The organism is Metamycoplasma cloacale (genome assembly GCF_900660735.1).
GTDB lineage: Bacteria > Bacillota_I > Bacilli_A > Mycoplasmatales > Metamycoplasmataceae > Metamycoplasma > Metamycoplasma cloacale.
In genome coordinates this window covers 579768-605146 of the sequence record NZ_LR215049.1, presented here as the reverse complement: position 1 = coordinate 605146, position 25379 = coordinate 579768, and the positions used below count along the sequence as shown (strand labels likewise).

The 25379-nt window shown below is 26.8% G+C and carries 20 protein-coding genes; 13 read left to right on the top strand and 7 right to left on the bottom strand.

Annotated elements, in window-relative coordinates:
• The first annotated feature begins 39 nt into the window (after positions 1–39).
• The 3 genes from proS to EXC28_RS02690 are packed head-to-tail and all read left to right on the top strand — an operon-like array spanning position 40 to position 2649.
• On the top strand, positions 40–1482 hold the full coding sequence (proS, locus tag EXC28_RS05970; RefSeq protein ID WP_029329966.1) for a proline--tRNA ligase: 1443 nt from the start codon (positions 40–42) through the stop codon (positions 1480–1482).
• 23 nt (positions 1483–1505) lie between these two features.
• On the top strand, positions 1506–1808 hold the full coding sequence (locus EXC28_RS02695) for a thioredoxin family protein (RefSeq protein WP_029329968.1): 303 nt from the start codon (positions 1506–1508) through the stop codon (positions 1806–1808).
• Between the two features lie 40 nt (positions 1809–1848).
• Positions 1849–2649 (top strand): HAD hydrolase family protein, encoded by an 801-nt coding sequence (locus tag EXC28_RS02690; protein ID WP_029329970.1) that lies wholly within the window; start codon positions 1849–1851, stop codon positions 2647–2649.
• A 149-nt stretch (positions 2650–2798) separates the two neighbouring features.
• On the opposite strand, the gene EXC28_RS05965 is transcribed toward EXC28_RS02690, so the two are convergent.
• The gene (locus EXC28_RS05965) at positions 2799–3956 is read right to left on the bottom strand and encodes an MAG4270 family putative restriction endonuclease (RefSeq protein ID WP_029329973.1); all 1158 of its coding nucleotides are present in this window, start codon (positions 3954–3956) and stop codon (positions 2799–2801) included.
• Positions 3947–5134: a DNA (cytosine-5-)-methyltransferase N-terminal subunit gene (dcm_N, locus tag EXC28_RS02680; RefSeq protein ID WP_084271864.1), complete on the bottom strand. Its 1188-nt coding sequence runs from the start codon at positions 5132–5134 to the stop codon at positions 3947–3949. The genes EXC28_RS05965 and dcm_N overlap by 10 nt, the downstream gene beginning before the upstream one ends.
• A 432-nt stretch (positions 5135–5566) precedes the next feature.
• Here dcm_N and EXC28_RS02675 point away from each other — a divergent pair, with 432 nt between their 5' ends.
• The 8 genes from EXC28_RS02675 to EXC28_RS02640 all read left to right on the top strand — a co-directional run bounded on the left by EXC28_RS02675 (position 5567) and on the right by EXC28_RS02640 (position 16255).
• Positions 5567–5749, top strand: a complete 183-nt coding sequence (locus EXC28_RS02675; RefSeq protein WP_029329977.1) for a hypothetical protein — start codon at positions 5567–5569, stop codon at positions 5747–5749.
• 271 nt (positions 5750–6020) lie between these two features.
• On the top strand, positions 6021–8948 hold the full coding sequence (locus tag EXC28_RS05960) for an OppA family ABC transporter substrate-binding lipoprotein (protein ID WP_029329979.1): 2928 nt from the start codon (positions 6021–6023) through the stop codon (positions 8946–8948).
• 15 nt (positions 8949–8963) lie between these two features.
• On the top strand, positions 8964–10112 hold the full coding sequence (locus tag EXC28_RS02665) for an ABC transporter permease (RefSeq protein WP_029329981.1): 1149 nt from the start codon (positions 8964–8966) through the stop codon (positions 10110–10112).
• Positions 10112–11410, top strand: coding sequence for an ABC transporter permease (locus tag EXC28_RS02660; RefSeq protein ID WP_029329982.1), 1299 nt, complete (start codon positions 10112–10114; stop codon positions 11408–11410). Before EXC28_RS02665 ends, EXC28_RS02660 begins: the two co-directional genes overlap by 1 nt.
• Positions 11411–11417: 7 nt before the next feature.
• Complete coding sequence (locus EXC28_RS02655; protein WP_029329984.1) at positions 11418–12584, top strand: ABC transporter ATP-binding protein; 1167 nt, start codon at positions 11418–11420, stop codon at positions 12582–12584.
• Positions 12577–14970 carry an ATP-binding cassette domain-containing protein gene (locus EXC28_RS02650; RefSeq protein WP_029329987.1) on the top strand — a complete coding sequence of 798 codons (2394 nt, stop codon included), beginning with the start codon at positions 12577–12579 and terminating at the stop codon, positions 14968–14970. The genes EXC28_RS02655 and EXC28_RS02650 overlap by 8 nt, the downstream gene beginning before the upstream one ends.
• Positions 14971–15049: 79 nt before the next feature.
• The gene (locus EXC28_RS02645) at positions 15050–15523 is read left to right on the top strand and encodes a hypothetical protein (RefSeq protein WP_029329989.1); all 474 of its coding nucleotides are present in this window, start codon (positions 15050–15052) and stop codon (positions 15521–15523) included.
• 9 nt (positions 15524–15532) lie between these two features.
• A complete protein-coding gene (locus EXC28_RS02640; RefSeq protein WP_029329991.1) occupies positions 15533–16255 on the top strand; it encodes a triose-phosphate isomerase in 723 nt (240 codons plus the stop codon).
• A gap of 25 nt (positions 16256–16280) precedes the next feature.
• Here the strand turns inward: EXC28_RS02640 and EXC28_RS05955 are convergent, their stop codons facing one another.
• The 3 genes from EXC28_RS05955 to EXC28_RS05945 are packed head-to-tail and all read right to left on the bottom strand — an operon-like array spanning position 16281 to position 20253.
• The gene (locus EXC28_RS05955; RefSeq protein ID WP_029329993.1) at positions 16281–16730 is read right to left on the bottom strand and encodes a variable surface lipoprotein; all 450 of its coding nucleotides are present in this window, start codon (positions 16728–16730) and stop codon (positions 16281–16283) included.
• A gap of 2 nt (positions 16731–16732) precedes the next feature.
• The gene (locus tag EXC28_RS05950) at positions 16733–19249 is read right to left on the bottom strand and encodes an OppA family ABC transporter substrate-binding lipoprotein (RefSeq protein ID WP_029329995.1); all 2517 of its coding nucleotides are present in this window, start codon (positions 19247–19249) and stop codon (positions 16733–16735) included.
• The gene (locus tag EXC28_RS05945) at positions 19234–20253 is read right to left on the bottom strand and encodes a ZIP family metal transporter (RefSeq protein ID WP_051622548.1); all 1020 of its coding nucleotides are present in this window, start codon (positions 20251–20253) and stop codon (positions 19234–19236) included. The genes EXC28_RS05950 and EXC28_RS05945 overlap by 16 nt, the downstream gene beginning before the upstream one ends.
• Positions 20254–20352: 99 nt before the next feature.
• On the opposite strand from EXC28_RS05945, the gene EXC28_RS05940 reads away from it, so the two are divergent.
• On the top strand, positions 20353–22218 hold the full coding sequence (locus EXC28_RS05940) for an MAG3240 family lipoprotein (RefSeq protein WP_029329998.1): 1866 nt from the start codon (positions 20353–20355) through the stop codon (positions 22216–22218).
• The gene (locus tag EXC28_RS05935) at positions 22218–23216 is read left to right on the top strand and encodes an HxHSH motif-containing lipoprotein (RefSeq protein ID WP_029329999.1); all 999 of its coding nucleotides are present in this window, start codon (positions 22218–22220) and stop codon (positions 23214–23216) included. The genes EXC28_RS05940 and EXC28_RS05935 overlap by 1 nt, the downstream gene beginning before the upstream one ends.
• Before the next feature lie 23 nt (positions 23217–23239).
• Here EXC28_RS05935 and EXC28_RS05930 read toward each other — a convergent pair whose 3' ends face one another.
• Both EXC28_RS05930 and EXC28_RS02605 read right to left on the bottom strand, forming a co-directional pair.
• Complete coding sequence (locus tag EXC28_RS05930) at positions 23240–24424, bottom strand: ABC transporter permease (protein WP_029330000.1); 1185 nt, start codon at positions 24422–24424, stop codon at positions 23240–23242.
• Positions 24409–25377 carry an ABC transporter permease subunit gene (locus EXC28_RS02605; protein WP_029330001.1) on the bottom strand — a complete coding sequence of 323 codons (969 nt, stop codon included), beginning with the start codon at positions 25375–25377 and terminating at the stop codon, positions 24409–24411. The genes EXC28_RS05930 and EXC28_RS02605 overlap by 16 nt, the downstream gene beginning before the upstream one ends.
• Positions 25378–25379: the final 2 nt, after the last annotated feature.

Sequence of the window (25379 nt, the reverse complement as noted above, 5' to 3'; positions counted from 1 at the left end):
CAATTTTAATTTTTTTAATTTTTGTTAAAATACTAACATATGAAGAAATTAGAAAAAATTACTCCACAAAACGTTGATTTTGCAAAGTGATATACTGACGTCATTAAAAATGGTGACTTAATGGCTTATGGTTCAACAAAAGGTTCAATCATTTTCAAACCTTTATCATTCGGAATTTGAGATAACATCCGTTTTGAACTTGATAAAAAATTTAAAGCAAAAGGTGTGCAAAATGTTTATCTACCATTATTAATTCCCGAAAGTTTATTACAAAAAGAAAAAGATCACCTTCAAGGTTTTAACCCTGAATTAGCAACAGTGACTGAAGTTGGTGGCAAGAAATTAAGTGAAAAATATTTCATTCGTCCAACATCAGAGACACTATTTGGTGAGTTTTTCAAAAATGAAGTTGAATCTTATAATGATTTACCATTAATTTACAACCAATGAGTAAACGTATTACGTTGAGAAAAAACAACTAACCCATTTTTAAGAACAAGAGAGTTTTTATGACAAGAAGGTCATACTGTTCATAACAATAAAGAAGAAGCTGTGCAGTTGACATGAGATATGTTAGAAATCTATCGTGATTTTCTAAAAGAGTATCTAGCTCTTCCTGTACTATGCGGTCAAAAAACAGAACACGAAAAATTCTCTGGTGCAGATTTTACATTAACTGTGGAAGCAATGATGAAAGACGGTAAAGCTTTACAAGGTGGAACAAGTCATTATTTAGGACAAAACTTCACCAAAGCTTTTGATATTTCATTTAAAAATAAAAACAACGAAACTGAATTTGCTTATGGAACTAGTTGAGGAGTTTCAACAAGATTACTTGGTGCTTTAATTATGACCCACGGAGATGATAGAGGGATTATTATTCCTCCAAAAATTGCTCCAACACAAGTAGATGTTATTGAATTATTTGCTAATAAAGAAGAAAAGGTAGCACAACAAGCTAAATTAATTTCAGATGCTTTACTAAACGCAAATATTAGAGCAAAAATTGATAATTCAGATAAAAATCCAGGGTTTAAAGCTGCTAATAGCGAAATTCATGGAACACCTTTAAGAATTGAAATTGGACCTAAAGATGTTCAAGAAAATCAAGTTATTTTAGTAAGAAGAGATACATTAGAAAAAAATATTGTTAAAATAAATGATATGAAGGAATTTATTGATGTTGTATTAAATAAATTAAATTCCATTCAAAATGATTTATATAATGCAGCATTAGATAGATTAAATCATAACTTCGTTGAAGTTTCATCATACGATGAATTCAAAGAAGCAATTGCTAGCGGTAAATGGGTGTTAGCACCATTTGAAGGAAGCAATGAAGACGAAGATGTTATTAAAAACGAAACTGGCGCTTCAACAAGATGTATTCCTTTTAAATTACCAATAGAAATTAAAAACGATACATGTTTCTATACCAAAAAGAAAACAAAAAGAATTGTTGCTTTTGCTAAAGCATACTAATTAATATATAAGGAGAAAAATATATGGTTATTAAAACAACAAAAAATGAATTAGGAAACAAACACTTAGAAGGATTATCAATTTTAGCTTTCAGAGCAACATGATGTCCTCCTTGCCAAATGATGGGACCTGAATTAGAAAGATTATCAGAACTACACTCAGACATTAAAATCTTTGATGTTGATGTTGATCAAAACATTGTTTTCGCAAGAGAAATGAAAGTAAACGGAATTCCATCATTCTTTTTATACAAAGATGGAGAATTAATTGAAAACACAGCAGGTTATATGCCGGCTGAAGAATTAGCTAAAAAGTTAGGAAAATAGTGGTAAAACACTATTTTAAATTATTATGAAAGAGAATAAAATGAATTTCAAACCACAAGCATATTTTTTAGATCTAGATGGTACAACTTTAGATTTACCTAAAACATCATCAATGATTAGTTCAGAAAACGTTGATACAATTCGTTCATTCAATGATAATAACATTCCCGTCATTATTTCAACAGGTAGAGGTAATTCAGAATTTGTAATGAAATTAGCAAAATCATTTAATAGTCCATATGTTATATGTCAAAATGGGGGACTAATTGTTGATAAACAAAACAATTTATTACAAATTAATAAAATTAAGCAAGAAAGAGTTGCTGACATTGTTAAATTATTAATTGAACATAAATTATGTTTTATTTTAAATAGCTCTCAAGTTATTTATGGCCCAACATTGAAAATTAAAATGATTAGACCATGAGCTAAAAAAATGCAATTAAAAACTTATGATGATCTTCCTAAATTAGAAGAATCAACCAAAATATTAACTTTTGGTGTTTCTAAAAAGAAAATTGTTGAATTAAGAGATCTACTTGCTTCTAAATTTATTGATATATCACAACATATTGTATCTAGAGGATATTCAATTGAAATTACTGATATTAATGCAACAAAAGGTAAAGCTGATGCCTTTGTATGTAAATTGTTAAACGTTGATCCTAAATATGCAGCGCATGTTGGAGATAGTGGCAATGACACTACATCTAAAGAATATGTTGGTGCATTTATTTGCATGAAAAACGGTTTAAAAAACGTTAGAGTTCAAGCAACTATTGTTGGACCGCATTATAAAAAAGCTGGTGTAGCTAAAGTATTAAGAGATACACAAAAATAAATTCAAAAAACAAAATACCTCTTTATTGCAAAGGGGTATTTTTAACAAACAAAAGCAAGTTATTGAAAAATGCATATTATATAATGGATGTTCAAATTAAAATTTTATAAAACACATTAGTTTCCTTTTAACATAAAAATAAAATCCATTTATTTATCTAAATCTTTTTTATATGCTAAATTTTTGTCATATAAATATTTTCTACATTTATGAAGAAAATCCTCATTTATTTTATTAAATTTGATTTTTTCTTCATTTAGTAATGAAGAATATTGATTATTTTCAATAAGTTCGCCAGTTTCGGGCGAAAAGCAAATTTTTCTCGAATCGAACAAAGCATGTAGATTTGGTGATAAATTAATAAAATTATAAAAATCTTGAATTTTAAATAAATCCTCTTTAAAATGAGTTTCAATTTCCATTGGTTCAGAAATTTGTTTATTATTTCATTTATTTAAAATATCTTTCTTAATTAGTTGTACATCATAAATATGGCATTTTTCAAAATTATCATTGTCAAAAGCCATCAATGACTTCCTCTTTAATTGTTTTTCTATATTTGTAGAAAAGAATGAACGATATTTAGTAATTACAGTTTGAAGAGAAATTAATTGTTTTGAACGCAATAAATTCCTCTTTGCAGATTTTCTTTGTTCTTCTTTTGTTAGAGAATCATCTATTTTTGATTCAAGTGAAAGAAAGAAATTTTTCAGTTCAGTAATTGCCATAATATCTTGAAAAAAATTATTAAATTCTTTATTAGAATAATCAATTTTTCTTGTTTCGGATGTTTTGTATCAAATACAATCAATTAAAATTGGAATGTTAAAATATATATCGTCTTTATTAACTATGATAATTTCTGAGTTTTGCGGTTTAGTAATAGAACCACAAGGATTGTTCCCCTTAATTAATGATATTAAACTTTTTAATGTTGATTTCTTTAAATAATTGTTGGTTTCTAAATTGAATTTAGAAAGTAATTCATTTGTAAATTCAATTAAATTATTATTTTTATTTGAGGATCTTGCTTTAAATTCAATGTTATTTTCATTACAAAAATTTTGTCTCATTTCAAAATACTTAGGAGCATTTTTATTTTGAAAATGTGATGCTGTGTGATATGTATCAAATAATAAATAATTAAATTCAACTTTCACATCATTAATAGTTAAAGACACCTCTTTTGAATTGTTGTCAATTTGGCCATATATATAAATATATCCACTTGCCTTTGCTGAATGAGATTTAATATGTAGGTTTTTGGTTTGAAATTCTAATTTGTAGTAGCGAGGTTTTAAATTCATTTAATCACCTCTGAGAACAACGATTCAAGAACTTCAATAGATATAGAATTACCAGCTAAAAAAATCATTTTTGTATCAGAAATTAATTTTGTTTTATTGATAGAATTAAAATCCTTATTAGTAAATCCTAAATATAAAAATGCTTCTTCTGAATTGATGTATCTAAGTTTATTTAACTTTGGAAAATAAAATTTCAGGCGTGAATTTGCACCACTTGCAGTAAGGGTTGGACCTAAGTTGGTATTTAAATAAATATATGTTTCGCTATTGAATTTAGAATAATTAATTAGTCTACTTTTATTAATATTAGATTTGGTTATATAAAATTTTGTGCGTGAAAATTCTGATAAAAGATTACTTGCATCAATTCCATAATTAGTTGATTTAATAATATTTTTAAGCTTTTTATGATTAAGGGATATTAAATTATCGAAATTGAAAGCATTATTGAAAATATCTTTTCTAATTGAAACCGCAAATATCCTTTCTCTATTTTGAGCTGAACCAAAATCTGCAGAGTTTAGCACTTTAAATGAAGTGTGATAACCAAGCATGTCAAGTGTGTCTATTCATTCGTTAAATTGTTTAATAAATTTTTGCGATGTAAGTGTTTTAACATTTTCTAGAATTAAGACTTTTGGTTTAATTTTTGAATGTTTTAGAATTCGTTCAACTTCAAACAATAATCCAGAACGAGTTTGCTTTCCTAATCCTCTTTGTTTACCTTGTTGACTTAAATCTTGACACGGGAAAGAGTATGTCATTACATCAATTTCATAATCTAATTGTTTCACAAATCTAATATCAACAGAGTTATCTGGGGCTATATTATTTGGATATTTTTTTTGAAAATAATCTTTATTAACAAAGGCATATAAATATGGGAAAATTGATGCAAGATTTTTGCATCTTTTGAAGTAATTATTGGAAATTGGTTGTTTTGAATCTTTACTAAAACCATATGGTTTTAAAAGCTCGACCATTTCATTGTGTGAAAAATGTTCTTCAGGTTTTAATAAACCATAATGAATAGCCATATAACCAATAATTGCATCAATATATCATTCGCAACAACCAACAGATTCAACATGTATATTGTGTTTTTTGGCGATATTTTTAAAAGCTTTATATTGTGAACCTATTCCAGAGAAGAACTCGAATAATTTTATTTTTTTCATAATAAAACTCCCGAGTTATCATTAAAAATGTTTATTTGTTTATATATATATATATATATATCAAGATGGTAATTATTATTTAGCATAGAATGGCAACCTCCTTGAATGATTTATAATTATACCGTCATTTAAAATAATATTAGTATTTACCAAATACAAGAATTAAATGCACAACAATTTATCATAAATTTAATTCTGAATTTATTATGTTGATGAAGAAATGATGTTTAAAAATGAGCCATTTTATTTCAATATAACAAAAAAACATTGATTAAAAATTTTAATTTTATATTTTTTATTTTAATAATAACTTATTAAAAAGTATTCAAAAATCAATATTTTTTTAAAAACATTGCAGAAAAATTGCAAAAATTTATTAAATCATAAAAAAATTTATTTATAATTTTAGGTAATCATAGGAGAAAGAAAGATATGTTACATTCACAAAAAAGATTAACAATGAATAACATTATCGCAGCAATTATTGCTGATATTTTTGCTATTGATTTTATTAACTTTATTAATGGAAAGATTGAAAAGAATATGTTTATTTGCAACAATATTTATAACATTCGTACCATTAAAGGAGTTAATAATGAGCCTGTTTCACTATAAGAAAATTCATTACAATAATATTAAATTACGCTGAATGGCTTTTAAAGGTTCATAGTTTTAACTCAAATAAAACTATATTTTAATTATTTGCGATCATTCCATTAAAAAAGCCAAATTTATAACAAAAAATTACATTAAAACGTAATTTATACACATAAAATGCCTATATTAAGGACTAAAAAATAAAAATAAATTATAATTTTATACATGTATTAATAATTTTAATTATTAAAATTCTTTAATACAGTAAATGATTAAGTTAGGAGAAACAATGAAAAAAAGAACAAAACTGTGATTACTTACATTGCCGGCGGCAACTGTATTAGCAGCAGTTCCAATGTTAAGTTCAAAATGTGAGCAAGGATCTAATGAAATAACAGATCCATCGAACTTAATGAATTTAGATCCATTAACATTTGAAGAAACATATAAAAATCAAAAAGGTACACCTGCTTATCCAGCATCATCAGCAGTTAAACCTTATGAAAGAAAATTCTGATCTTATACTTATAACTCTGTAAATACTGCTAAAGCTTATGCTTTTGATTCATCAAATAGTTATGGTGGTTTCGTAGCGGCGGGTTATGGTCATTTCTTAACACCTCAATTAATAAGAGTTGAAAGTTTAACAACACCATTAGTTGTAGTTAGAAAAGTAACAGAAACTGGTAGCGAAAGACAAAGATATATTCTAAGACCTACATTCACAAGAATGAAATTAGAATTAGCTAAAGAAGTTGTTATTACATTGAAAGATGGTACTGTTAAGGTATATAACAGCGATGATTATGACGGACAAAATGATGTAAATCAATTACCACAAGGTACAATTGATGCTCCATATGGTGTAACAAGAAAAGCATATGAAAGCATTACCGTTCAAACAACATCAAGCAATAAAAAATCAATCAACAGCCACGACTTTATTAATGATTTAAAGAATGCAAAGAATTTACAAATAACTGTTAAAGACGCATATTATTCAGATAATACTGGTGCAAAAACTAAATATAAAGTTCAACCAAAAGACTTCTACTATTCATGAATTAGAACTGTCACTTTAGACAAATCTACACGTGAAGAATATGGTGGAAATGCAGAATTAGATAAATTAATTATTGATAACTATTTAGAAAAATCTTCATTATATTTTGGTGATGACATTCATTACAGTAACGAATATCTATATGAACTATTTGGTATTGATTCATCTAAATTCTACGAAGAAAATCAATTCATTACCGACTTACCAGAAGCTGCTGGAGTATCAGGAAAAGCTATAACATTCAAAGCAATTGAAAGCTCAGAAAACGTTAACTATGTAAACTTCTTAAATAAATTATTATTAGGAAACATGGATTTACTACCAGCTCCTTCTGAATATATTGATGAAGTAAATGCAAGTGGTCAATATAAATTAAGAACATATTTAGACGCTACATCAGCAAATGAAAGTCAAGTTGTTGAAAAAATTAATGCTTTAGACAAACAAAGTAAAGCATATAATGCTGGTGTTTATTGATATGGTATGTCACCATCAAATACATTATATGCAGGTCCATACTATCCAAAACAAGCTTACGGTACAAAAGTTCAATTCTTACTAAATCAAAACTATTTCGATACAGAATGATTACAAAAACCTGGTGTTCTACAAGGTATTGAATTTATTCATCAACAACAACCTAAAGATAACCAATCATTCCAAACAGAAGAATGAAATAACTATAAATTAGGTCTATCTTCTTCATCAGTATACTCAACGCTAACTGATGCTCAAAAGAAAGAATTCCTAGAAAGCTCATTAGGTTGAGAATATGGTTTAAGTTATCTAAAAGGCAGAAACGCAACAGAACCTTCATATCTACCTGTTCCTACACCATTTGTTCACCCGGATGAAAAAGACACTAATGGTGATCAGTATATGTTCTCAGATGCATATTCAAAAATTATGTTTGGTGCAACAAAAGCTGAATTAGCAAAAGGAAATGGTTCAGTGGATTCATACATTAATGGTTTAGGATTATCATTTAGAACAATTATTAATGCCGCAATTAACTGAGATGATTTCACATCACAAGCATCAAGTGGAGTTAGAAAAGCTTGATTAAATGGTTTAGCTAGTGGTGGTTCATTAGGAGGAAGTGATCAAGACTCAAATCCTAAAACCGTTAGAGATTACTACGAAAGAGTTAACTCATTATTTGCAATTGACGTAGATGGAAATAAAATTAATTTCGGTGAAGCATTAGGTTCAGAACTTACACCAAAAGAAAATAACGATCATGTTAAAACAGTTTCAAATACAAAAGAAAGAATTAAATCAGCTGGATTTGATATTCTAAAAAGAGAATTAGCTAAAGTTATTGCTAAATTTGATACAGATAATCCAGAATTAGCTGGACAAGTATTTAAAATCCAACACGTGTTCCCATATGTTAACTCAGATAGAAAATTAGAAGAAGCTTCAGCAAGCGTTGCAAAAGCAGTATCTGAATTAAGTGATGGTAGAGTTGAATTTGAATTCGTTACTATTCAAAATGGTGAAGATCCAAGATTTGCTATGGTTAGAAACTCAGCAAAATCTGGTATTGAATTTGTTGGTTGAGGATATGACTTTGACTCAATTGCATCAGGATATGATGGATTAAGTTGAGGTGGGGCATTAATGATGCAACTTTCATACATTATTGAAAACCAACCAGAAGTATTCAAGAGAAACTTCCCTAAAATAACTGAATTAACTGAAGCATTAAAAACATATGCAGCAACAAACTGAAAAGGAACAGTTCCATTTGATAAATTATCAAAAGTTACTCCAAAATACAGAAACAGTTTATTAACTCAAGTTGTTTCAAATTTCAAAACAACTGTTAATGAACACGGATTTTACGATATAGCTAGAGTAGATGGAAAAGCACAACGTAGAGATGATGGTGTATCATTTGATCCATATGTATTCTCAGCTCAATTCTGAATGAACTATGTCGCTTCAAAAACAAATGAAGAATTAGTTCAATTAATTGCTGAATTTACTTCATACTTCAACGTTCAATATGAATGATTGTCTGGAGTTGCTAGAGAAGAATATACTCCTTTCCTAGTTAGTCCGCATTACAGTAGACCTGTAGATACTAACAATAGTCTGATTTTCTATTACCAAGATATTAGAGTAAAAGATAAACTAAACTTAAAATAGTTTAAATTTTAAACAATGACAAAATATATATTACAAAGAATAGCGTTTGCTATTCTTACATTATTTATTATCTCAATTTTAACATTCTGTTTAATCGCAGCATTTGCTCCAAACCCTGTTAAACAATTAGCAGAAGAGGGATGGACAAAATTGCATGATAAAAGCGGATATGCAGGATTTAGTGATTATCTAGCGCGAGAAGAGGTTAAATACGGATTAAGATATCTAGCTTTAGATGGACAACCCGGAGATTATGTTCCAATTATTGTTAGATACTTCAAATACATCGGCGGTTTATTCGCGGGTGATTATGGTCAAATAATTAAACCAACATCTAACCCAAACCCTGTTGTATATACAAGTATTCCGATTCTATTCTTTAAACCGTTAAAATACTCAATAATGATTACATTACCATCATTTGTTATTAGCTCAATTCTGGGAATTACCCTTGGAGTTGTTGCTGGATACAACCGTGGTAAATGAATTGATTCAAGTATTAACATTTTCGTAGTTGTGTTTATCGCACTACCTTCATTTATCATTGCGCCAATAGTTATTACACTATTTGTTAAGGTTGGATTACCGCCTAAAGTCTTTACAATAGAAGAACAATCAATTACTGAAGTTATGAAATCAATGGTTCCACCAATTTTAGTAATTACGTTAGGTTCTCTTGCCGGTTTTACTACATACACAAGAAATCAAATTGTAACAGTTTTAACATCTAACTACGTCTTAATTGCTAAAACCAAAGGTTTAAGCAGAACAAGCATTTTCTTTAAATACATTTTAAGAAACATTTCAATTCCGATATTTACTATGTTAATTTATTCATTCATGGGATTATTAACAGGTTCAATTATCATTGAGAAATTCTGAAATATTCAAGGAACATCAATGGTTATTACATATGCCTTCCCAAATGGTGAAATTTACATTGAAATGTTCTCAATTATCTTCTTTACAGCATTGTCATTAATTTTAGAAATTTTTGTCGATGTATGTTATGCAATATTAGATCCAAAAATTACTTTTGGAACTACAAGTAAAAGAAATTATTTCTTATTCTTCAAAGCTTGAACTATAAGAAAGAAATTAATCAACGAATATAACCTATCAAAACAAAAACAATCAGGAACTAAATCAGGAGTAAAAGCATAATGTCAGCAAATGAGCAAATTAAAGAATTTAACGAAAAATATAAAATTAGTGCTGAATTGCAAAGCAAATTTAGTTTAATTCCTGAAAGTGAAAGAAAAAATATTACAACAATTGCTGGTAAACCAAAAAATATTTTTGCCGAAATGGCGAAAAGATTTTTTACCAACCCAGTTGTTACAATTGCATTCATTATCTTTATTATAATGATTTTATGTTCAATTATTATTCCTGCGCAATCAGTTAGACAATACGATCCAAATATTCCTATTTTAACTTCAAACAAGGTTTATTTCTTACCACCTGCGTATTCAGAAATTAAGTCAACTATTGCTACAGCAGAAGATACTACCCTAGAATATATTAAGAATATTAAAAACAATGAATATTTTAGTGAGTATTTCGCTAATATTCTCAATGCAATGCATATTGAGGAATGATACAATAACACTGACAACGTTAAATTAGAATACAATGCATATGATTTATTATGAATGTCACGTATCATTGATGATTACACAGCATTTATTAAAGCTAATGCAAGTGAAGTAAGTAATTGAACAAAACAAGATCATTTAAACAAACTTGCTGAAATTCAAAGAGGAATTCCAAGAATTACAACTTTATTAGGTACTAACGGAATTGGTTCTGATATATGAACTACAACATGATATGCAACATGAAGAGCTTTCAAAATTGCTTTCTTAGTAGCAATTGTTGTTACAGTATTAGGTGTTGCCGTCGGAGCATATATTGGTTTCCATGCCGGTAAATTGTTAGATACAATCATCATGCGTGTGATTGAAATATTTACATCAGTACCTGAATTGATTTGATTATTAATATTTGTTTCATTGTTAGGTTCAACTGATAAAACATTAATTATTGCTTTGATTTTAACTGGATGAGCCGGTCCTGTTGCTGGTACTAGAATGTTTATCATTACCGTTAAAGATCAAGAATATATCTCGGCTGCTAAAGCAGTTGGTGCTTCAACATCAAGACAAGTATTCGTACATGCATTACCAGCAATTATTGGTAAAATTGCGAACTCATTCGTTAAAAGAATTCCAGCTATTATTCTAAGTGTTTCATCATTAGCATTCCTTGGTTTCTTTAAAGAGAAAAATGATATTAACTTAGGTCAAATGCTAATTGATGCAGTTCCAGAAGCCGACAAAAACGTATGAATTCTATTACTTCCAGCGTTAATATTATTAACATTATCTGTTTCACTTCACTTTATCGCAGTTGGTATTCACGACTGTTTAGATCCAAGAATTATGTCAAAGAGAAAGTAGGGTTTTAATGTCAGAAAACAAAGAAAAAATTATTGAAAACAAACCTCTATCTACACGCGTGAAAAAATCTAAATTAGAAATTTCTCGTGAACGTGCTCTTGGTTCTTTAAAAGTTGAACCACTTAAAAAAGATAAATTATTAGAAGTGAGAGATCTACATGTTAGTTTTTCAATTGGAAGAAAGAAAAAAATTCATATCGTTAGAGGAATTGATCTAGACGTTTATCGTGGCGAAATCATTGGTTTAGTTGGTGAATCTGGTTCTGGTAAATCAGTTACTTCTAAATCATTATTAAACGTTAATGAAGGAGCTATGATTGATGCTAAGAGAATGCAAATTAATGACATTGAATTAACTAAAATTAAACGTAATTCTCAATGACAACACATTAGAGGAAGCAAAATTGGTTATATTCCACAAGACCCACTTACAAGCTTAAACCCAACTAGAAGAATTGGTGATCAATTACTTGATGCAATCAATAATAACGTTGAATGAATTAATAAAAGATTTTCTGAGAAAAAAGCATACCTTATTTCATTATTAAAACGTTTCGGAATTAGAAACGCAGAAAAAGTCTTTATGGCTTATCCACATACATTATCAGGTGGAATGAAACAAAGAATTGTGATTACAATGGTTGTTGCATTGCGTCCTGAAATTATCGTAGCTGACGAGCCAACTACAGCCCTTGACCCAACCGTTCAGGCTTCTGTATTAGCCTTATTTGAAGATATTAGAAAACAAATGGGAATTTCAATTATTCTAATTAGCCATAATATTTCTGTTATTGCTAAATTCTGTGATTACATCTACGTTATGTATGCAGGAAGAATTGTTGAAAGAGGTAAGAAAGAAGAAATTTTTACCGAACCTGCGCATCCATATACATGAGCTTTAATTTCAGCAATTCCTGAAAATAAAGATGAAAAATTATACAACATTAAAGGTACTCCGCCTGACATGGCAAACTTACCACTTGGTGATCCATTTGCTCCAAGAAATGAGTATGCACTAGAGATCGATTTCTACAAAGAACCACCTTTAATTCCAATTACTAAAACCCACGCCGCAGCAACTTGATTATTACATCCAAGTTCTCCAAAAGTTACATTATCAAAAGAATTAACCAAACGTTTAGAGTTATTCAAGAAAGTATTTAAAAATGAGTAAAAAAGATTTTAATGAAAAAAATGTCGTATTATCAATTGAAAATTTAAAGAAATATTTCGTCTCACAAGGATATATCAATAAAGCGGTTGATGATGTTTCTTTTGAGGTACATAAGGGTGAAATTGTTGGATTAATTGGTGAATCTGGGTCAGGAAAAACTACAGTTGGTAGAACAATTTTAAGATTGTATGATGAATGTAATGGATTTGTTAGATTAAATGGAAAAATTATCTCAGGAAAAAGAATTAGTAACAAAAGACGTAAATTCTTAAGAAAAAACGTTCAAATGATTTTCCAAGATCCACACGCTTCTTTAAATGGTCAACAAAATATTTACAGTATTTTAAAAGAACCTTTAAAGATCAATGGGATTATGAAGGAACGTATTGACGATATTTTCAAAGATTGATCACAAGTTAAATCAAACTTTAAATATACCTTCCATATTGAAGCAATGAAACTTCAATTAAGTAATTTAAAAGAAATTAATAAATTAGCCAAACCATTCTTTTACAAATGAACAAAGAAATTTGATCATTTAGAATTTGATGAAAAATTATCAAATGAAGATAACTTTAACTTATTCTTCTCATATCTAGATGAAAAACAACATATTGAATCATTGATTATTGACAATATGTATTCAAACACTAATAGTCTTTTATCATTCTATTATGATTGTCAAAAAAGATATAGAGAACACAATATTACTCCTTTTGAAGATGCATACTTGTTAAATGTAGCAAATCTAAAAAGAGCGCAAAACTATGTTAAATATACCAAAGCCGGTGTTTTAGCACGTGAAGAGATTAAGAGATTAAAATTAGAATTAAAACGTCAAAAACGTATTTATAATGATTTATTAAACTCAACAAGAAATGCTTTCTTAAACTTTAATGTTGAATTTAAAAATGAAGCAGAACTTGCTAATATAGCTAGATTATCATCAACAGACTTATCATTCTATTTATATAATTTAAAAAATGAATTAATTTTCAAAAAACAAAAGAGTATTTGAAACACTATTAAACCACATTGTAAATTATTAGAATTTGAAACACTAAAAGCGTTAATTAATGGTTTAAAAAAGGCATCACAAGATTTCTATAAAAAATATTTAGAAGCAATTCCTTATCAAAATAATTTAAAACAAATCTTGCAACAAAAAATTGACAAATTTCAATTTGATGCAACTGAATATATTGAAGAATCTAAACAACTTGAAAAAGAATTTCAAGCTATCTTTACAGATATAAATGAAAAAATTAGACAACAAAAATTAATTATTAAAAACACTGTTGTTGAAGAAGATGCACAAAAACATCTAGATGAAGTTAAATTGAAATTAAAAGAAGTTCAAGAAGTTTATGAAAAAGAAAGAATTTCTTTCATTGCTTCATATAAGATTAAAATCAAAGAATTATATGAACAAATCAAAGAAGAAGACAAACTATATCATGAATTAGTTGATCTTCAAACTAAATGTAATAAACAACTTGATGAAGCGATTGAAAAATATTGAAAATATCTAGAATCACAAATCAAGGACAAAGAAACAGAAAAAGACATTCGTTCATTAATTGCAATCTATAAATCAGATTTAGCAATTAAATTAGATACACTTAAATCATTTACTGTTGAAAAACATTATTTAAACAAAGATATCAGCAAAATATACTTATTATTAGGTGTTGATATTCGTTGAGTTGAAAAGAATATTGAATTAGCAGCAAAAACAGGTGCTGAATCAAGTGAATCAAAATGAGGAACAAGATTTAATTTATTAGACACTGTTGTATTAAGGCCTGTTACAAAAATATTAATTTCACAACTGCTTTATAAAACAACCATTTATAAAGCACTCGAAGAAGTTGGTTTGTTAAAACAATTTGCTTATCGTTATCCACATGAATTCAGTGGGGGACAATTACAAAGAATTGTTATTGCTAGAGCATTAATAACCGAACCACAAGTTATTGTAGCTGATGAACCAATTGCTTCTTTGGATATTTCTATTCAAGCACAAGTTGTTAACTTGTTAAAAGAACTATGTAGAAGTAAAGAAATTGGTTTAATCTTCATTGCGCATGACTTAAGTATGATTGAATACATCGCAGATAACGTTCAAATTATGCACTTAGGTAAGATTGTTGAACATGGTAAGACAGAATTAATTTATGACAAACCATTGCATCCATATACAATCAATTTATTTAAAGCAATACCTAAGATTTCAAATGCTAACGTTAAATTCCAAGATGTTTCATTTGAACTAGATTATCTAGATGCACAACAATTCCCTAACGTTCCAATTATGAAAGAAGTTGAACCAAACCACTTTATCTATGGAACCGAAGAGCAAATAATTGAATGAACCAAAGAATAATGTTATAAAACACAATAAAAAACAATTAAATATATATACTTTATGGTATATATATTTTTTATATAAGGAAGAAATAAGTATGAAAGAAAGATTATCATTTAGGGAATACTGAAGAAATAGTTGAAATAAATTTAGTTTAATTTATTTATTTGTTTCTTTAATAGTTTATACTTCATTGATTTTTATCATTAGATATGTTGCAAATAAATCTTATGTAGATTCAATTACAATTGTTGCGATTCTCATGATTTCAATTAATCTAGTAATTCTATTTATTCGTTTAGGTTTTGGTAAAGGACTTTCTAAAACATTTGGTGATGCAATCAAACATCACAAAATAAATAAAAGTGTTAAAAAAGAATTATCAAATAATAAAGATAATAAATCATATGACGAAATTTATGTCGAAACTAAACGTAAATATGAATTAGAGGAATCAATGAAGAATAAAAAGAAACTGTATCAACCAAAGATGACTAATTTAGTTTTCTTGACATACATTGCGCTTGGTGTTATAATGATAATAAGTTTAATTCCATCATTTATTAAATAAGGAGCAGATATGAAATATTTAATTGGTAATCTAAAAATGAATTTAACTTATTTTGAAACAAGTTCTTATCTAGACACTTTAAATAATGAAATTAAGAAAGCTAACTTAAAGCACACAATTATCGGCGAAGCTGTTTCACATGATTCAATTTCATTGATTCTAGATAAACCTGATAAACAATATCTATTTGGTGCTCAAAATATTTTTCATAAACAAAAAGGCGCATATACTGGTGAGGTTTCAATTCGTAGTGCTGAAGAATTAAATCTTGATTTCGTATTATTAGGTCATTCAGAACGGAGAATGATGTTTAATGAAACGGATGATTTAATTAATCAAAAAATTGCACACATTGAAAACACCAAAGTTAGACCAGTGCTTTGTGTTGGTGAAGATCTTGCAACATTTGAAGCAAAGAAAACTAAAGAATTTATTATTGACCAATTAAATAAATGCCTTAAAGGAATTACTGATTATCGTGATTTAATTATTTCATACGAGCCAATTTACTGTATTGGTAATGGAATTATTCCTGAAATATGTCATATTGAACATGTTATTGAATATATTAAAGAATTTACACATCATAAAGTCCCAGTTTTATATGGTGGATCTGTTTCACTAAAAAATATTGATTTATTGAAACAAATTAAAAATGTGGATGGTTTCCTGGTTGGTGGAGCCGCATTAGATCCGATTAACTTTATTGAAATGGCAAAAAGAATTGATTAAAAAATCCGGTTTATAGCCAGATTTTTTATTTTTCTAAAGTTTCTTCGCCACTACCTTCAGTGCCAAAGGCTTCACAGCTAACTTCTCATTTTAATTTTAATAATTGTGTATTACTATCCACTTGAAATAGAATTTTAAGATTGTGACCAATTTGAATGTCATTAATGTTAATTCATTTTAATTTAACTCATTTAGATAATTCAACATCTGATTGGACTGCATTAAATTGTTGGTGTGAAAGGTAATAGTTAACCTTATTTTTTAACAATTCAACAACATCTCTGTAATTTTGTTGTCTTCCTTCCTCTGTTAATTCAAAAACAAAAGAATTTTTAATTTGTTCAATTTGAGTTGATGTTAATTTTTGTAAATTTTGATTGTTGATAGGTCCTTTATTATCACAACTTGCCGCAATCATTGGAGTTGCAATAATTGGTGCAATTGCTAATGAAGGGAGTAATCATTTTTTCTTCATAATTAATCTCCTATTAAGATAATGTCTTGTAAATAATTTAGTCCGTCATACACATAAGGTTTATAGATGTATTTTTGATAAGCGATTTTATTGAACTTATTAATTGAAGCTCCATTTGAAAAACTTATATTATATGAATTTATATTATTAATTTCATTTATTAAATTAATAACTTCGGATGTATTTAATGTAAATAAATATTTATTAATCTTTCTACTGAATTCATTTTTTATATTCTTTGTTTCAAGATGTGTTAATAATTCTACAACATTTAAATTAATTAATTTAGTTTCGAAGATTTTTTCATTAATTAGCATTTTTACTAATTTATTTAAATTAGGATATGCAAGACTATTTATGTTAGATAAAATTTGCATAATAACTTGATAATTATTATTGCTTAAAGCATGTACAATAAAATCATTTGTTATGCTATTGTTTAATACAAAATCAGCTTCTTTATAAATTGATTTTGAAGATTTGAAATATTCATTATATTCATTGAAATCTGTAATGAATTTTATGCTCGGCTTTAAAAGTATATTGATATCTTTAAATATATCAATTATATTTTTCATTAGCGCAATTTGTTCGTTGGTTGAATTTAATGCAATTATTGGTATTTCTCATTCAATAGTATCTGTAATATTGTTTTTAGCAATAATTTCATTAATTCTATTTTTGATATATTCAAAATCAATGCTTTTGAATCTCTCTTTTAAGTTAAGAATATTATTTAATTCATTGTATTTTAAATAATTATCATAGCTCGTTGTGTTGTTATTTTGTTTAATAATATCTTGTTCTTGTTTAAGAATTATTTGTTTATGAATATTCAAATGTGCATCTTTTAAATATTGATAGTTAGTATTATTTGTGTTATTAGCAATAATTTTAATATCTAAAGGCGCTTGAGATAATCAAATATCTTGATTATTAATTTTAGATAAAGCATATGGATTAATAACGTTATTTAATAAGCTTCTAAATTCTAATGTCTCTGGTTTAAATAAATCGTTAACATTGTAATTATTGTTGATTAAATCATTTAAAGTTAAACCATAGTACAGTTGAGAAAAAGTCTGATTGAAATAGTAATTACTTTCTGGTGTAATTAGGTTATTTAAAATGATTTTATTATGTGCTTGGTATTTTTGATAGTCTTGATAATAATTAAGGTTAAATTTATTGTATTGATCAATAATGTCATTTTTTTGCGCAGTTGAAAGAGAAGAAATATTTAATTCACTAATAATGTTTTGTTTAAACGCATTAATCATTTGTAAGTTAAAGGTATCATTGTTGATGGGAATTGAATTGTATTTAAATTTGATTTCATTTAAATGTTTTGTATTGTTTCAATTACCTGTTATGGTGTTGTAATGTTTGTTTCTTCAAAGGATAGTTTCTTTATCATTGTGTTTAGAAATATAGTAGTATGAAGCATATAAACGATCACTAAAAGTTTTGCCGTAATTATAAAATCATTTATAGAAATTATTGTCAGAAAATAAATTAAAGGTTTCGTATTTTTCTTTTAGATATTCATAAGGAATTGCATCAATAAAATTTGAATAAATTAAAAGTTGTTCTAAAAAATTACTGAAATCAATTAAACCTACGTTATCTTCGGCTGTAAAATGAATACTATTTATATCGCCCGAATTGATTAAATCAGGGTTAAGAAGATTATTGTATTTAATTTGGTAGTTTTTAAAAAATTGAACTAAATCCACGCCATTAAAATATGGATTATTTGCATCATAATTCACATTTTCATATTGCTTGCTTAAATTCATATTTTTTAAAAATACATTTCTGTATTCTTTGTTCTGCAAGGCTGTTTTAATTAAACCAAACTTAAAATCTTTGGCCGTTACTAAATATTTTGTTTTAACCCCTCCTGTCGTTCAATAAACTTCATTATTTCATTCACTGTTTTTAAATTTAATGGTTACACTTTTAGCTTTTTTAAGTTTTTCTCTAAATAAAGGATGATTAATTGAATTTTCATTAGATGAAGGAACGAAAATAAAAGGTTTGTTAAACCCATTCCCCTTATCTTTTTCTGGATAGTATATATGTGGATTTTTATTTTCTTCTAATGTGTCGTTTAAATCAACACGTTCTATTTCATCGGTTGTAAATGAATAATCTTTTTTAAATCCATTATCATCAACACTTGAGATGATGATTTCTCTTGCGAATTCCATTTTATATCACAGTTCCGTTGGTTGAATAGTGATATTATCTCTGAAATCTATAACAGGTTGTTTTTGGGATGCAATTCTAATAATTTTAGAACCTGTCAATAGGTTGATATTCTTTAATTGTTCATTATATGAATTAGGATAAGCATAACTAAAATCTGTAATTACGTTTGGTTGATTAAATCAACTTACGTAATTATCATGTAAAGCATTAAAATCATTGAATTTAGTTTCCTTTGTACAAGCAATAGGGGCAATACTGAATGTAGAAAACGGAAGTAGTGTTAGTAGCATTAATTTCTTCTTCATACCAACTCCCTATTTCTAAATCCTTCTATAAATCCACCAGTAATGTTTGGACTTGATTGAGTATGTGTGTGGAAACTTAAGAATATTAAAGTTAAGACAATTGAAGAAGCCAATACAATTAAGGTAATATAAATTGTTTTAGTGCTTTCGTTTCTGTAATGAATAAATTCAGGAACTAATTCAATAACTGACATAAAGACAATAATTGCCCCACCCATTGTGGTTAGGAATGGTTCAATTCAAGCTACTTTGTTGATATATTGACCTAAAAATGCTCCTAAAAACATAATAGGAATAATTAACACCAAAGTCAATAGATTGTATCCAATGGCCTTTAATTTTGATTCACCATATTGAATTTGACGATAATAAACAATAACAACTTCAAATAATAAGTGAATATTGAATGTAATGATTAATGCTAAATTTGGTTTTTGATAACCTTGTGAAGTTAATTGAAAGACAGAAACACCTAATACTAGCCCATCAATTATTCTATGACTAAGTATCATTAAAATTGCTGTTCAAGCTGCTTTGGGATTATCTACGTCTCTGTATGAAAAGAGGTGATCAGAGTGTGAGTGATGATCGTGTTCAACATGTAGTTCTGTTTTTGAAAGTTTAACGAATAAATATCTACCTAATATAACAATTGCAAGTCCGATTAAGCTTGCACTACCAACGATTAAGGCAATAAATAATTGTTCTTTAGTTTGATTGCCACTGGTATATTGATATCCTCCTGTAGTACTTGTGTCGTGGAAGAAATATTCTAGACGGAAATAACCTTCTTTAATAAACCCAGCAGCACCGATTATTAGAAACATTCCGGTTGAAAAAGCGTATAGATAAATTGAACGTTTTGGAGAAGCTTTAAATTTAAATAACGACAAAAAACCAAGGAATACAGAAGGCACCCCTAAAAGTACAATTATGTAAATTAATAAATTTACAAAAATGGTAAGGTTTAAATTTCCTCCGAACTTATCTATAGTAAAAAACATTTTATATACCTTTATAATTATATTTTTTTTGATTAAATATTAAGAAATTATACAATAATTTTATAATTATATTATAATAAAAATTGTTTTACAGCATATATGAAGAGAAATAGATTACCTATATTTTTAGCACTTGTACCTACATTAGGAATAGTTCCGACAATAGTAAGTTGTTCATATAAAACAGCGTATTTAGATATTGAAAAAATCTCAAGAAAATACCTTACTAGATTAACTGGAAACCAAGTTGCTTCACTACATAACTCAAATAAGATTTTTTACTTTTTAGACGGAAATCAAAAGGTATATTTTGATTCAGCCGTATTTGAGGATAATACTATTAAATTAATACATAATAAGCATACATCAATTTTTAATATTGATTTTCCGATACAAAAATATTGAAAACAAGAAATATCAAATTTAGATAATATTAAGGTAATTGAAACTAATGAAAAAAGCAATATTAATGATTTCTTTAATGTATATGATTTCAATGAAATTGATGATGCAAACGGATTTAATGAACAATGATTCTCAATTCTAGCTTCAAAATTTAATTACGATTTTGATAGAGTTGGAGATCCTTATTTCGCTGATATTCAAACAATTCTTTTTAGATTAATTCAAGATGGTAATATTAATTATTCATACATGAATAAAAGAAGAATGATTAACAAAGATAATCAAAACGTGTTATTAAAAGATTATTTTACTAGCAATTATATTCAAGCTAAAACCTTTTTATCTAATGAATATCAATTACAAAGAGAATTATTTGAATCATTTCTTTGTCTATATTTAAACAAATTCAATGTCGGAATATCAAGAATAGAAATCGATTGAGATAATGCAAGGGAAGTTAAATCATTTAGTGGAAATTCATCATATATCGCAATTAAGTTTAAAGGAATGTATGATTTTAAAAATCAAAACATCTTAAACAATGAAAACCAAGAAAAAACATTCTATATTAATGATTTCAGAACTTATGCAACTGATCAAAAATTTGGTGTTGGTAATAATGGATTGAAAGAAGAATTACCGTTATTTAATGAATATATAGAAAACCCATTATTAGAAATAGATGGTAAACAATATTTAAATATTGTTGATAATATAAACTATTTCATAAAAGGAGTAACTAGCTTTGAGTATTGAAATACAAAAGGTTTAATGAGTTTATTCCAAAACTTTAAAGACGATTTCTTTTATATAAAAGTTCCAGAAAATAAAAAAGATACAGATGTTAGTTATAAGATCATTGATTTTAAATATACCGATTATTTAAATACAGACCAATTAATAAAAGCAATAGTACGTGTATTTAAAAAAGATAAAAGTTATAAAGATTATGTTTGAATTAGTTCTAATTTTGATGATCATGGTCATAGACTAAAAGCGAAGATTATTAATAACAAACGTGAAGAAGATTTAACAATAAATGATTTCTATTATTATAAAAAAGATAATATCGCCATTCCTGCTGGGATTTCGTTAAATGAATTTCTAAAACCAAGTAGTAATTATCCAAATTCACCATATGAAATATTATTAGAACGTGCATTTAATAATTTAAATCTATCTTATTCATATTGAAATAATGATTTAAGAGAAAACTATGAAGCAAATTGAGTAAGGCAAGATTCTTTCCAAATTAAATTATTGACATCATTTTTAAATAATTATTTATTATCATATGCATTGGAAAATAAAGAAGGAAATGTATATTCTGGTGTGAAAAGAATTGATTTAGAAATATTGGATAATCAAACCGAAATTGGAAGAATTAAGTTAAGAATGAAATTTATGTCATATGCAAATGAACAAGATTTTAACTATAAAACCGAAGGCGAAAGAATACTAAAAGAAGTAGATTTATATTGAAATGGATTTAAAGGATTTGATAAATCAATTTCAAGTCATTTAGTATCAATAATTCCTGAAAAAGGAGGTGAAAACTAATGAAGAAAATTAAATTTATTTTACCTGCCTTTTCATTATTAGTTATTCCTTGTGTAACGATTGCTTGCAAAAGACCAGATTGAGAAGAACCGATAAAAAATAATAATCAAGAGAATCAAGAAGAGAAAAATAATTCAATTGCATTTGAATCATCACCGGTAAATAATTTATATAGCAAATATAATGGTGATGTCCAAAAAGTATTTGTTGATTTAAAACGTAATTATCGTCATTATCATCAAAAATTTTCTACCTTAAAACGTAATTATTTAATTTTAAAAAACAAATTAACGCAATTATCTAATGAACAAAGCATTGAAGAAAATAGAAATACGATTCGTAGTTTTATTTCTAAATGATTAGATATAAAAAACAATCAAGATGTTAATTTATTTAGTTTGTTTTTATCTAAATATACTTTAATTTTTCAAGATATTGAAGCTGTAATGGTGGATATAAATTTAGCATTTGAATCAAAAGAATTTTTGAAACATTTGAAAGTGATTGATGATCGTCTGTTAGGTAAAGATATTAATCTATCACTATTGCAAAATAGTGTTAATTCTGCTTGAATTTTCTTAAAACAAAACGTATTGGATTACAACAAATTAACAACAATTGAAAATCTAAATAATATCAATTTAGATGGCGATAAAAACTCGCACAGTCACTCTCATGCCTTGTTAAATATGCTAAATGAAATATCATTGTGACATATAAAAATGATTGAATATCAAAAACAATATTATACTGAATTTAAGAATGATTTTCAATCAATGACTAATTCAATTGTTGATAATATCAATCACATTGATGTATTACAAAATTTCAATTATATGGATCAAGTTTTTATTAATGAAATTGAATACAATCCAACTGAATCGTTAATAACTAATGCAACACTTGAAGCAACTAATGATATGTTAAACGAAATTAAAACAATGCTTTTGAACATTGGAAAATCACAAGGTTTAAAAGAAAATGATTTATTAAAATAGAAAGTAGTTTCAGTAGCTACTTTCTATTTTGAAATAATTGGGTTGAATGTTTGCGATAAAGAGTTATTGAATAATTTAAGTGAAACGGTAAATGATGTAATAAGGATAACAACTACAATTAAATAACTTGGGTTATATGATATTGAATTAATTGCTTCCTTTAAAATACTTCCAATATTTAAGTTGGATGAATTTGTTATTAAATCTAAAAAAGAAAGAGAAGAAATAATTAATAAATTCATACAAAATCTATCAATGATTAGGTTAATAATAGAAGGAAGAATGATTTTAAATATTTCTAAATAAATTAATTGAAATTGATTCAATCCTATTGCTTTAGCTGAATTAATGAAATCCTTATGTCTTAATTGCAATGTTTCGTTTTTTGATAATTCATAGAATGTTGTTCATGATATTAAAATAAACGCACAAACAATACCTATAAAATTAGTTGTAAAAGCAATACATAAGATAAATATTCAAATTAATTCTGGTATTGAGTTAATAAATGAAGCAATCATATCAATGAATTTAAAAAACATTTTTTCTTTATTTAATCCAGAAAGTGAACCTAATGTAAATCCTGTAAAAATATTAAATATCATTGATGTAAAAATAATTAATATAGTTAATCAAAATGAGGTTAATAATCTTGAAAAAATATCTATTCCGTTTGAATTTGTCCCTAATATGATTGTATGATCGATTTTAATCTTATTTACTTCATCAACGTTTAAATTAATTGCTTTAATTAAATCGTATGGGCTGTATCAAAGTTCAACGATGTCTGTGTTTGTTGTCATTGAACCACCAACATCTCTTGATGAATCAAAAAGTATTTTAAATACAGGAATTTCACCTAATTGCGTTGCTCTGTTTTGTTCCAATTCGGCAATTTTTCTTATAAAATCAAGTTGATCACCACGTTCAAAGTTTCTATTAACTACATCTAGATATTCACTGGGTAGATTATTAACTACAAAGGAATTTTGATGTATTGAATTAGTTGGCGAATATTTAATAAAGAAAGTTGCTATTAAAATAGATAAAAGTATAATAACAAAGAAAATCAATGCAACGATATTGGTTTTCTTTTTAGTAAATCTTTCTCAAAATAAACGAGCATTGCTTTTATGGACTGTTACAGTGTTTTTAGCAATCTTTTTATCAGCAAATTTTAGTAAAGAAGGATCTATTTTGTAGTTCATGGTTTCACCTTCTTTCTAGGAAACATAAATACAAAATAATTCTTTTCTTTAGCTTGTTCTGGGTTTATGACATTAAGAATTATGTCAATAATAAATTTAGATAACATTAATATTGATAAATTAAATCCAAAAATAAAGAGTACTAAATTAAGTTCCGCATTTTTGAATGCAAATGTTAGAAACACTGAACTGCCGGGGATTGAAAATATTCTTTCAATTGCAATTGATATAGTCATTAACATTAAATAAATTGGAATAACAAGTTGTAATTCGCTAATTAATAATTGCTTAAAAATAACTCTGGAAAACAATTGCGATTTATTAAAACCAAGGGATTTGGCAAAGTTATAGTATTCAGAAGAAATAACTTCTTTTGTTGTTTTTCTAGCTTTTGCAGCAAAAATACTGATTGTAAAGAATGAGAGAATTGTACAAGGAACAATTAATGATATTAAGTCCAACAATGGTTGGTTAATAAATTGCGAAGGATAACCAACAAAGATACTTGTTGAAAGTGCTAGTATTGAAATGATAATTACTGGTATTGCAGCAAAAACACCTAATATTCCATTTATTATAAAATCATTTGTTTTATTGAAATGAAAACCTAGATAAATACCTAAAAGATTACCAATTAAAATTGATATAGTAAATGTGATTATTGTAAATAAAAATGTTCATTTGAAATAATTAAAGTATAAATGTAAAATCCCTTTTGAGGCTGATACATTATATGAATATATTTGACCAAGAGAACCACTAAATAAAGATTTAATATAGTGACTGTATCTTACAAAGACGTTGCTATCTATTTGTGAATAGACTGTAAAGTTTTGTTTTATTGTCGTTGATAATAATAAATTAATTAGAAAAAATATAAAAGTTAAAATTACAAAATATAACATCCAGAAAATAAGTGTTTTAATGAGATATTTTGTTATTTTTTCTTTCATAT